Source organism: Streptomyces sp. NRRL WC-3618 (genome assembly GCF_001280005.1).
In the GTDB taxonomy this organism is placed as follows: Bacteria; Actinomycetota; Actinomycetes; order Streptomycetales; family Streptomycetaceae; genus Streptomyces.
This window is the reverse complement of sequence record NZ_LGDW01000104.1, coordinates 1-10,933: the sequence shown is the minus strand read 5'-3', so window position 1 is coordinate 10,933 and position 10,933 is coordinate 1. Positions and strand designations below refer to the sequence as shown.

The window sequence follows — 10,933 nt, the reverse complement described above, 5'->3', positions numbered from 1 at the left end:
CAACCCCAGGGAATCCGAACAAGGGGGCGGTGCGGGGCCCTCCCCCCCCCCCCCCCCCCCCCCCACTGCCCCCCCGTCCCCCCCCCGCCGCATCCCCCATGTCTGCCGCACCCACCGCCCCCTCCACCGCGCCGGCGCCGCCCCCACCCACGCACCGCCAGTACGCCTCCAGGTCCGCCGCCCGGCGAGCGATCGCCCCGACCGTGCTCAGCCCCGTTCGGTCGGGATGCGGCAGGCGTCCGTTCGTCGACTTGAGGCCGAACACCCCGCACCAGGCGGCCGGGATGCGGATGGACCCCGCCCCGTCCGCGCCGGTGGCGAGGGGGACCAGGCCCGCCGCCACAGCCGCCGCGGCCCCGGCCGACGAACCGCCGGGCACCCGGTCTGGCCGCCATGGGTTGATCGTCGGCCCTCCGGCCCCAAGCCCCCATGTTTGCCAGGGAGTTCCGGAACCGGGTGCCGGAACGGACGTTGCGCCCACCGGCACACACCCGGCCGCGATCAGCCGCACCGCGTCCGCCGCCCGCTCCCCGTACCGCCCCTTGACCGCGATCGGCACGCCCGCGAGCGGCAACCGCTCACCTGCGGCGACCCGTACGTCGACCTCGTGTGCCCGCCGCACCGCCGCCTCGCCCCACACGTCCGCGAACGCGCACAGCTCCGGCTCCACGACGGCGATCCGTGCGAGCGCGGCCGTGACGACCTCGACGGCGGTCACTTCCCGCCCCCGCACAGCGGCGGCGATCTCCAGAACCGTGAGATCCGCGAGGTACGCGGGATCCGCGAGGTATGTGGGATCGGCGAAACGCCCTTCTGCTGCCGGGCTCAACGCTCCGCGCGCCCCGAGACGAGGATTCCGCCGCCCTCGCTCCAGGTGAGGAAGATGCCCGCCCCGGCCGGTGTGTACGCGGGTACCTCCGTGCCGGTCGGCAGGGCCTTCGGTGTGCCTGTCGAGGCCGGGATCTCGACGGCGACGCGCGGGTCCGAGCCCGTGACGGTGCCGTACGCCGTGCCGTCGTCGCGGACGGAGTCGATCAGCATGTCCTTGCGGCCCTTGTCCCCGCCCGCGCCCGCGGCGAGACAGGCCGCGCTGCCCTTCTGGAGGTCGAAGAGCATCCAACCGTAGGAGAGATAGCGGCTGTTGGGGGATGCGGACGTCAGGACGCTGTCGCCGAGGACGGTGTCGTCGCGGTCGAACGGCTGTGTGAGTGTGCGGTCGCGGCACTCGGCGCGCAGCAGGACCTTGCCGGTCGCGGCGTCGTGCACGGTCCGCACGGTCTCCTCGGTGCCGTCCTCGTCGGCGCCCTTCGACGGGACCCAGGAGGCGACGACCTTGCCGTCCGCGACCGTCTCCGCGGTGCCGTTGACGACCTTGGAGCCGAAGCCGGCGGACCGTTCGGCGGCGGCGCCCTCGGGGGTCGCGTCCTTGCTGGACCAGCCGCCGGACACGCCGAACCCGCCGGCGGAGACATTCGCCAGGGGCCCCTTCCCGGTGACCCCGACGACTGTGCCCGCGTCCGGGCCCCACGTCGTCACCTCGCGGCTCGCGACGCCGATGGTCGCCGCGTGGCTCTCGTAGCCGTCGTTCCAGCTGAAGAGGGCCCGGCCCGCGCCCCCGTCACGGACGACGATCTCGCCCTGGGGGGTGCCGGCGGGGCCGACCCGCACGGGGATGTCGACGCTGCGGAGCGGGGTGACCGCGTCGCCGGAGGCGTCCGCCGCGTACACCACGGCCTGGATGATCTCCTTGCCGTCGTGCAACGCGTCCTTGCCGTCCATTCCGTGCGCCCACGCGACGAAGTACTCGCGCCCGCCCGCGTTCACGGCGGTCACCGACGCGGGCGCGATGGCGGCGGGGTCGTTGCCCCCGGAGTCGTCCAGCGTCCCCGGTGGGGTCCAGGGGGCGCTGGTCCACAGCACCTTGCCCGTGGTGGCCCGGCGTACCTGCATGTACATCTCGGCCTGGTCGGCGACCAGGTACGCGACGGTCCCCGAGACGGGGGCGACGGCGACGGGCGCGGTGTCGGCGCCCTTCCGTACCCAGGGCAGCTCCTGGTCCCAGCCGCGGTCGGCGTCGTAGGCGGCGGGGACGGTCAACTCGGCGAGCTTGCCCACCGGTTGACCGTCTGCCTTGGGATCACCGGCAGCAGCGGATCGCGTGGCCTTCTCGGGCTCCGCGGATCCGCCGCATCCGGCACATCCGGCGAGGACCAGCCCCGCCACGACGGCCGCCATCACTCTCGTACTCGCCCTGCGCATTTGACGTTCCTTCCCCCGTACCGACGTTCGACGTACCGACGAACTGTCGTACTGAATCACTGATCTTGACATCCATACGATGCCATCGTCAGTGCGGTACGGGGGAGTTGGACCATGGCTGTGCGCGTTACTTCGACAACTCCCACACGGCGTACGCGGCGGCGTCGCTGTTGCGGTCGAGGGCGGTGTCGTCGATGTTCGCGATGGTGTCGCAGGACGCGTGGTAGCAGCGGTCGAACGCCCGGCCCGACGTACCGCCCCACTTGGCCGCCTGTGCGGCCGTCTTGGTGAAGTCGGCGCCGCTGAACAGACCGCCGACGGCGATGCCCGCGTTCTTGAAGGGGGCGTGGTCGGAGCGGCCGTCGCCCTCGGTCTCGATCTCGGTCGGGATGCCGATGCCGGCGTAGTAGTCCTTGAAGGTCTTCTCGATGGTCGGGTCGTCGTCGTAGACGAAGTAGCCGGGGTTCGGCGAGCCGATCATGTCGAAGTTCAGATAGCCCTTGACGCGCGAACGGTTCGCGGAGGAGAGGTTGTTGACGTAGAACCGGGACCCGACGATGCCCAGCTCCTCTGCTCCCCACCAGCCGAACCTCAGGTGCTTCGTCGGCTGGTACTGGGCGCGGGAGACGGCGAGCGCGATCTCCAGGACGGCGGCCGAGCCACTGCCGTTGTCGTTGATGCCGGGGCCGGCGGTGACGCTGTCGAGGTGCGAGCCCGCCATGATCACCTGGTTGGCGTCGCCGCCGGGCCAGTCGGCGATCAGGTTGTAGCCGGTACGGCCGGACGCGGTGAACTGCTGGATGGTCGTCGTGAATCCGGCCTCGTCCAGCTTGGCCTTCACATAGTCGAGGGAGGCGCGGTAGCCGGCTCTGCCGTGCGCCCGGTTGCCGCCGTTGGCGGTGGCTATGGACTGCAACTGGGTCAGGTGCGCCTTGACGTTGGCCACGGGCAGGTCGGGCGCGGCGGCGAGCCGGACCTCGGGCGCGGAGGCGGCGCCGGCCGACGTGCCCGTGGTGAGGAGCGCGGTGCCGGCGAGAAGGGTGGCGGCCACAGCGGTGGCTGTGACGCGTCCGGGAACCGAGAGCTTCATGTGGGGGGCTCCGAATTCCTGGGGAATCCCTGGGATTCCACAGTGGATAGGTGCCTGGATGGTGAAGCTCTGGCTAACGATTCGTCAAGAGCACTATCTGGACAGGGAGTTCGCATATCGGATGAACGCGAATGAACATGGACATGACTAGTGCACGCAGTATTCGTTCCCCTCCGGGTCGGTCATCACGACCCACTCGCCGCCCGCCTCCCGCACCTCCCGCAGCACGGCCGCCCCCAGCCCCGTCAGGCGCTCGACCTCCGCCGCGCGTCGCTCCGGCCCGGGGTGCAGATCGAGGTGGAGCCGGTTCTTGCCCGTCTTCGGCTCCGGCACGCGCTGGAACAGCAGCCGCCGCCCGAGCCCGGTCCCGCTCTCCTCCTCGTACGGGTCACCCGGATGCCGTACGGCGGCCAGGTCCCGCCAGGCACGGCGGCCGTGCGACTCGACGGTCAGCTCGGCCGGTACGGCACCGAGGCCCAGCAGGCGTTCGACCAGCGCGCTGTGATCCTCGACCGTGTACGCGAGCGTGGCAGCCCAGAAGTCGGCCTGCGCGTGCGGGTCGGCGCAGTCGATGACCAGCTTCCAGTGCACGGGGGTGGCGCTGGGGGTGGGGGTGGGAGTCTGTGCGGGCGTCTGTGTCATGAGGACCACTTATAACGCGTCGCACTGACAGCGGCCCGCTGTAAACGCCCGCCGTAGCACCCGACGTAGCACCCGACGTAACGCCAGCCATGGCGCCGCCGTCAGCCGCGTACGTCCTGCGTCGCGGCGTCCATCACCGGCGGAGCGGGCATCGTCGAGTCGACCCCGGCCCTGAGCGCCCGCGCCCCCCGCCGGGCCGCCCGCAGCGCGTCCCACGTCAGGAGGATCAGGGCCAGCCACACCAGGGCGAACCCCGCCCAGCGCTCCGGGGGCATGGCCTCGTGGAAGTAGAAGACGCCCAGGAGGAACTGGAAGACGGGGGCCATGTACTGGAGCAGGCCCAGCGTCGACAACGGCACCCGTATCGCCGCCGCGCCGAAGCAGACCAGCGGGAGGGCGGTCACGATGCCGGTCGCCGCGAGCAGGGCCGCGTGCCCCACGCCCTCCGCGCCGAAGGTCGCCTCGCCCCGGCCGCCCAGCCACAGCAGATACGCCAGCGCGGGCAGGAACTGGACCGCGGTCTCAGCGGCCAGCGACTCCACCCCGCCCAGGTTGACCTTCTTCTTCACCAGGCCGTACGTGGCGAAGGAGAAGGCCAGGCACAGGGAGATCCAGGGCGGCCGGCCGTAGCCGACCGTCAGGACGAGTACCGCGGCCAGACAGACGCCGACCGCCGTCCACTGCACCGGCCGCAGCCTTTCCTTCAGCAGGAGCACGCCCATGGCGATGGTGACGAGCGGGTTGATGAAGTAGCCGAGCGAGGCCTCGACCACGTGTCCGCTGTTCACGGCCCAGATGTAGACGCCCCAGTTGACCGTGATGAGCGCCGCGGCGACCGTGATCAGTGCCAGTCGGCGCGGTTGCCGCAGCAGCTCGCCCGCCCAGGCCCAGCGGCGCAGCGCCAGAAGGGCGATGCCGACGAAGGCGAGCGACCACACCATCCGGTGGGCCAGGATCTCGACCGCTCCGGCCGGCTTCAGCAGCGGCCAGAAGAGCGGGACGAGGCCCCACATCCCGTATGCGGCGAAGCCGTTCAGCAGACCTGTGCGCTGCTCGCTCGTCGGCTTGCCGGCCACCGGCGTCTCCCCTCGTACCAGCACATGACCATATGGATGTGCGGTCACGACCGTAACGCCGAGCGCCCCGGACTGTCATGTTCGTATCGGCATACGGTCATGACAGTCGGGGGCGGGCGTCCTCGGGGGCGCGACGGGGGAGTGCGCGCCCCCGAGGGGTGTGCGGGTCAGGCCTTGAGCGCGGCGGCGATCGACTCGGCGATCGGCGTGGTCGGGCGGCCGGTCAGCCGGGACAGGTCGCCCGGGGTGCCGGCCAGCTCGCCCTGCTCGATGCACGCGTCCACGCCCGCGAGGATGGCGGCGAGGCCCTCGGGCAGGCCGACGCCGACCAGGATGCCGGTGTAGACCTCGACGGGGACGGCGTTGTAGGCGACGTCCTTGCCGGACTGCTTGGACACCTCGGCGGCGTACTCGGCGAAGCTCCAGTTGGTGTCGCCGCTCAGCTCGTACGTCGTGTTCTCGTGGCCCTCGCCGGTCAGCACCGCGACAGCGGCGGCGGCGTAGTCGGCGCGCGCGGCGGAGGCGACCCGGCCCTCGCCCGCGGCCTGGGTGACACCGTGCTCGAGGGCGACGGCGAGCTGCTCGGTGTAGTTCTCGTTGTACCAGCTGTTGCGCAGCAGCGAGTAGGGGACGCCGGACTCGAGGATCGCCGCCTCGGTGCCCCGGTGGTCGTCGGCGAGCGCGGCCGTCAGGGAACCGAAGGCGCTGGTGTACGCGAACAGTGCGACGCCCGCCGCCTTTGCGGCGTCGAGGACGACCTTGTGCTGGCCGACGCGGCCCTTGTCGAACTCGTTGCCGGAGATGAGCAGCACCTTGTCGCCGGCGGCTATGACACCGTCGAAGGTCGCGGGCTCGCTGTAGTCGGCGACCGCGATCTTCACGCCGCGGGCCGCGAAGCCGGACGCCTTCTCCGCGTCGCGCACGACGGCGGTGATCTGGTCGGCCGGAACCTTCTCCAGCAGCTGCTCGATGACGTGGCGACCGAGGTGGCCGGTGGCTCCGGTGACGACAATGCTCATTGCGTATCTCCTTGTGGGATGCGGGCTGGCACTAACCCTAGGAGAAGCGCTAACTCTTGGAAAGTACCCACTTTCAAGTAAGGTACTTACATGGGAGTAAGTGGAGTAAGTGCTGAGGCGGAACTTGAGAGCAAACGGGTCCCGGGCAAGTACGAGACGGTCGACGCCGAGGGCATGTGTCCGTACCGCCTGGTCATGGAGCACGTCACCAGCCGCTGGGGGGTCCTCGTCCTCATGGAGCTGCTGGAGCGCCCGTACCGCTTCAGTGAGCTGCGCCGGGCCATCGGCAGGGTCAGCGAGAAGATGCTGACGCAGACCCTCCAGACGCTGGAGCGCGACGGGCTGGTCCACCGGGACGCGAAGCCGGTCATCCCGCCGCGCGTCGACTACTCGCTCACCGACCTCGGCCGCGAGGCCGCCGCCCAGGTCAGCGCGCTGGCCGTCTGGACGACGGAGCGCATGCCGGACGTGGACCGGGCCCGCCGCACCTACGACGAAGCCCGGGCCGAAAAGGCCCGGGCGCGGTAGCCACTCGTCTCGTCCGTCCGACCGCCGGTCGGCCGTCCGTCGGGCCGTCTATCCGACGACGGTCCAGGTGTCCCCGCCGGCGAGCAGCGCGCCGAGGTCGCCCTTGCCGTTCTGGACGATCGCCGCGTCGAGCTGCTCGGCCATCTGTGTGTCGTACACCGGCCGGTCGACGGAGCGGAAGACGCCGATGGGCGTGTGGTGCAGGGTGTCCGGGTCGGCGAGCCGGGAGAGCGCGAACGCCGTGGTCGGGGACGCGGCGCGCGCGTCGTGCACGAGTACGTCGCCCTCGTTGTCGGCGGTGACGGCGACCACCTTCAGATCGCCGGTGGCCCGGTCCCGTACGACACCCTTGGCGCCGTCGGCACCGAACCGGATCGGCTGCCCGTGCTCCAGCCGGATCACCGCCTCCTCGGCCTGCTGCCTGTCCTTGAGGACCTCGAAGGCGCCGTCGTTGAAGATGTTGCAGTTCTGATAGATCTCGACGAGCGCCGTACCGGGATGGGCGGCGGCCTCGCGCAGCACGCTCGTGAGGTGCTGACGGTCGGAGTCGACGGTTCGGGCGACGAACGACGCCTCCGCGCCGATCGCCAGCGACACCGGGTTGAAGGGCGCGTCCAGCGACCCCATCGGCGTCGACTTGGTGATCTTGCCGACCTCGCTGGTGGGCGAGTACTGGCCCTTGGTCAGCCCGTAGATGCGGTTGTTGAAGAGCAGGATCTTGAGGTTCACATTGCGCCGCAGGGCGTGGATCAGATGGTTGCCGCCGATGGAGAGCGCGTCGCCGTCGCCGGTGACCACCCAGACGGACAGGTCGCGGCGGCTGGAGGCGAGGCCGGTGGCGATGGCGGGGGCGCGGCCGTGGATGGAGTGCATGCCGTAGGTGTTCATGTAGTACGGGAAGCGGGAGGAGCAGCCGATCCCGGACACGAAGACGATGTTCTCCTTCGCGAGCCCCAGTTCGGGCATGAAACCCTGTACGGCGGCGAGGACCGCGTAGTCCCCGCAGCCGGGGCACCAGCGCACTTCCTGGTCGGACTTGAAGTCCTTCATGGACTGCCTGGCCACGGCCTTGGGCACCAGGGTGAGTGCCTCGATCGAGCCGGTGCCAGTGCTGACGCCGGTACCGGCGCCTTTCATGGACGTCTCAGCCATCGATGGCCTCCTTGAGAGCCGTGGCGAGCTGTTCGGCCTTGAACGGCATACCGTTGACCTGGTTGTACGAGTGGGCGTCCACCAGGTACTTCGCCCGGATCAGCGTGGCGAGCTGGCCGAGGTTCATCTCGGGGATCACGACCCGGTCGTAGCGTCTGAGCACCTCGCCGAGATTCTGCGGGAACGGGTTGAGGTGGCGCAGATGGGCCTGTGCGATCGACTCCCCGGCCCCCCGCAGCCGGCGGACCGCCGCGGTGATCGGCCCGTAGGTGGAACCCCAGCCCAGAACAAGGGTGTTGGCGGCGGCGGACGGGTCGTCGACCACCAGATCCGGTACGGCGATGCCGTCGATCTTTGCCTGCCGGGTACGGACCATCAGGTCGTGGTTGGCGGGGTCGTACGAGATGTTGCCCGTGCCGTCCTGCTTCTCGATGCCACCGATACGGTGTTCGAGCCCCGGGGTGCCGGGGACGGCCCAGGGGCGGGCGAGGGTCTGCGGGTCCCGTTTGTAGGGCCAGAAGACCTCGGTGCCGTCGTCCAGGGTGTGGTTGGGTCCCTGCGCGAACCGCACCCGCAGATCGGGGAGTTCGTCGACCTCGGGGATGCGCCAGGGCTCGGAGCCGTTGGCGAGGTACCCGTCGGAGAGCAGGAAGACCGGGGTGCGGTAGGTAAGGGCGATACGGGCGGCCTCGATGGCCGCGTCGAAGCAGTCGGCGGGTGTGCGCGGGGCCACGATCGGGACCGGGGCCTCGCCGTTGCGGCCGAACATGGCCTGCAGCAGATCGGCCTGCTCGGTCTTGGTCGGCAGCCCGGTGGAGGGCCCGCCCCGCTGGATGTCGATGACCAGCAGGGGCAGTTCCATCGACACCGCGAGCCCGATGGTCTCGGACTTCAGGGCCACGCCCGGCCCGGAGGTGGTGGTGACGGCCAGCGCCCCGCCGAAGGCGGCGCCCAGCGCGGCCCCGATACCGGCGATCTCGTCCTCGGCCTGGAAGGTGCGGACACCGAAGTTCTTGTGTCTGCTGAGCTCGTGCAGGATGTCCGAGGCCGGCGTGATCGGATAGGACCCCAGGTACAGGGGCAGATCTGCCTGCTGACCGGCCGCGATGAGCCCGTACGACAGGGCCAGGTTCCCGGAGATGTTTCGGTAGGTGCCGGTGGGGAACGCGGTCGAGGCCGGCGCGACCTCGTAACTGACGGCGAAGTCCTCGGTCGTCTCCCCGAAGTTCCAGCCCGCCCTGAACGCGGCCAGGTTGGCGGCGGCGATCTCGGGCTTCTTGGCGAACTTGGTGGCGAGGAACTTCTCGGTGCCCTCGGTCGGTCGGTGGTACATCCAGCTCAGCAGGCCCAGCGCGAACATGTTCTTGCTGCGCTCGGCCTCCTTGCGGGAGAGCGCGAACTCCTTGAGCGCCTCGACGGTCAGGGTGGTCAGCGGCACCGGGTGCAGGCTGTATCCGTCGAGCGAACCGTCTTCCAACGGCGACGTCGCGTACCCGACCTTCTGCATGGCGCGCTTGGTGAACTCGTCCGTGTTGACGATGATCTCCGCGCCGCGCGGCACATCGGCGATGTTCGCCTTCAGCGCGGCCGGATTCATCGCGACCAGCACGTTCGGCGCGTCCCCGGGCGTGAGGATGTCGTGGTCGGCGAAATGCAGTTGGAACGAAGAAACGCCCGGCAGGGTGCCTGCGGGCGCTCGGATCTCTGCGGGGAAGTTCGGCAGAGTGGACAGATCGTTCCCGAAGGACGCGGTCTCGGAGGTGAAGCGATCCCCCGTGAGTTGCATCCCGTCCCCGGAGTCCCCCGCGAACCGAATAATCACCCGATCGAGGCGGCGTACGGCCTTGACGCCCGCCGCGTTGCGCTGTTCTCCTACGACGGCTCCAACGTCTGAGCCGGCCTTCTCCGCTGAACTGTCCGTGGGACTGCTGACCTGGCTGGTCACTGAACTGGACCTCCTTCGAGGCGGCGGCCTGGGAGCGGTCCTCCCGCGGACCCTCCCAGGATCAACAGTACGTCGGTAAGGGCGACCTTCCCTTGACGATCGCATGATGGACGCCTTGTTGAGACGGTTCGGCGCCCCGACTTGTCATGATTTCCCGCCCCGACAGTGACACGGGCCAGGCGCTCAGGAGTTGAGGTAGGTCAGAACGGCCAGAACACGCCGGTGATCACCGTCGCTCGGGGAGAGCCCCAGTTTCAGGAATATGTTGCTGACGTGCTTCTCGACGGCACCGTCACTGACGACGAGCTGCCGCGCGATGGCCGAATTGGTCCGCCCCTCGGCCATGAGCCCCAGCACCTCGCGCTCCCGGGGCGTGAGCCCGGCGAGGACGTCCTGCTTACGGCTGCGGCCCAGCAACTGGGCCACGACCTCGGGATCGAGCGCGGTACCCCCCTGGGCCACCCGCACCACCGCGTCCACGAACTCCCGCACCTCGGCGACCCGGTCCTTCAGCAGATACCCGACGCCCCGGCTGGACCCGGCGAGCAACTCGGTCGCGTACCGCTCCTCGACGTACTGCGACAACACGAGCACCCCGAGTTCCGGATGCGATTTCCGCAGCTGTACGGCGGCCCGGACCCCTTCGTCGGTATGGGTGGGCGGCATCCGCACATCCGCCACGACGACGTCCGGGAGCTCGCCCTGCGCGGCGAGCTCGGTAATGGTCTTGATCAGCGCGCCCCCGTCACCCACACCGGCGACGACATCATGCCCACGGTCGGTCAACAACCGGGTCAGGCCCTCTCTGAGCAGCACTGAATCCTCGGCGATAACGACCCGCACCCTGTCCTCCACGCTTCCCGGCCCCCCACACCCCGCCCGAACACCAGGCTCCAGCATCCCAGTATCCGGACGATGAGGGGGCGAATTTCCAGCCCACCCGGCACGTGAGGACGAGGCCCCTCCAGCCCAGGTCGCGTTTCCCACCCACTCACCCGTGTGCCGCTTCCATCAAGCCCAGGCCCCGCACCCTCAGCCCGTCCGGCGTTTGAGGACAAGGCTCCTTCAGCCCGAGCTTCTGTGGCCACCCACCAGCCCCCCCGCCGCGTCTACAGCCCAGGCCCGGCCCTTTTCAGCCTGTCCGGCGTTTGAGGACGAGGCCCCTTAAGGGCTGACAGCGGGGTCTGGGGGCGCAGCCTCCAGGAACGGGATGGGACGGGTA

10 protein-coding genes are annotated in these 10,933 nt (G+C 70.0%); 1 reads left to right on the top strand and 9 read right to left on the bottom strand.

Annotation, left to right across the window (positions count from 1 at the left end; genetic code table 11):
* The 6 genes from ADL01_RS12915 to ADL01_RS12890 all read right to left on the bottom strand — a co-directional run.
* The coding region (locus ADL01_RS12915) for an amidase family protein (protein WP_420719715.1) at positions 1-718 on the bottom strand (718 nt) is incomplete at its 3' end.
* A 107-nt stretch (positions 719-825) separates the two neighbouring features.
* Positions 826-2,259 (bottom strand): hypothetical protein, encoded by a 1,434-nt coding sequence (locus ADL01_RS12910; protein WP_159049516.1) that lies wholly within the window; start codon positions 2,257-2,259, stop codon positions 826-828.
* Between the two features lie 127 nt (positions 2,260-2,386).
* Positions 2,387-3,349 carry a M28 family metallopeptidase gene (locus tag ADL01_RS12905; RefSeq protein ID WP_053742099.1) on the bottom strand — a complete coding sequence of 321 codons (963 nt, stop codon included), beginning with the start codon at positions 3,347-3,349 and terminating at the stop codon, positions 2,387-2,389.
* Positions 3,350-3,496: 147 nt separating this feature from the next.
* Positions 3,497-3,991, bottom strand: a complete 495-nt coding sequence (locus tag ADL01_RS12900) for a VOC family protein (protein WP_053742098.1) — start codon at positions 3,989-3,991, stop codon at positions 3,497-3,499.
* Positions 3,992-4,092: 101 nt separating this feature from the next.
* Positions 4,093-5,067, bottom strand: a complete 975-nt coding sequence (gene rarD, locus ADL01_RS12895) for an EamA family transporter RarD (RefSeq protein ID WP_053742097.1) — start codon at positions 5,065-5,067, stop codon at positions 4,093-4,095.
* Positions 5,068-5,234: 167 nt separating this feature from the next.
* Positions 5,235-6,086, bottom strand: coding sequence for an SDR family oxidoreductase (locus ADL01_RS12890; RefSeq protein ID WP_053742096.1), 852 nt, complete (start codon positions 6,084-6,086; stop codon positions 5,235-5,237).
* Between the two features lie 174 nt (positions 6,087-6,260).
* Between ADL01_RS12890 and ADL01_RS12885 the strand changes: the two genes are divergently transcribed.
* The gene (locus tag ADL01_RS12885; protein WP_053742101.1) at positions 6,261-6,614 is read left to right on the top strand and encodes a winged helix-turn-helix transcriptional regulator; all 354 of its coding nucleotides are present in this window, start codon (positions 6,261-6,263) and stop codon (positions 6,612-6,614) included.
* 48 nt (positions 6,615-6,662) lie between these two features.
* Here the strand turns inward: ADL01_RS12885 and ADL01_RS12880 are convergent, their stop codons facing one another.
* The 3 genes from ADL01_RS12880 to ADL01_RS12870 all read right to left on the bottom strand — a co-directional run bounded on the left by ADL01_RS12880 (position 6,663) and on the right by ADL01_RS12870 (position 10,554).
* Entirely contained in the window at positions 6,663-7,766 is a 1,104-nt protein-coding gene (locus ADL01_RS12880; protein ID WP_053742095.1) for a 2-oxoacid:ferredoxin oxidoreductase subunit beta, read from the bottom strand.
* Positions 7,759-9,711 (bottom strand): 2-oxoacid:acceptor oxidoreductase subunit alpha, encoded by a 1,953-nt coding sequence (locus ADL01_RS12875; protein ID WP_053742094.1) that lies wholly within the window; start codon positions 9,709-9,711, stop codon positions 7,759-7,761. The genes ADL01_RS12880 and ADL01_RS12875 overlap by 8 nt, the downstream gene beginning before the upstream one ends.
* Positions 9,712-9,894: 183 nt before the next feature.
* Positions 9,895-10,554, bottom strand: coding sequence for a response regulator transcription factor (locus tag ADL01_RS12870; protein WP_324614601.1), 660 nt, complete (start codon positions 10,552-10,554; stop codon positions 9,895-9,897).
* Positions 10,555-10,933 lie beyond the last annotated feature (379 nt).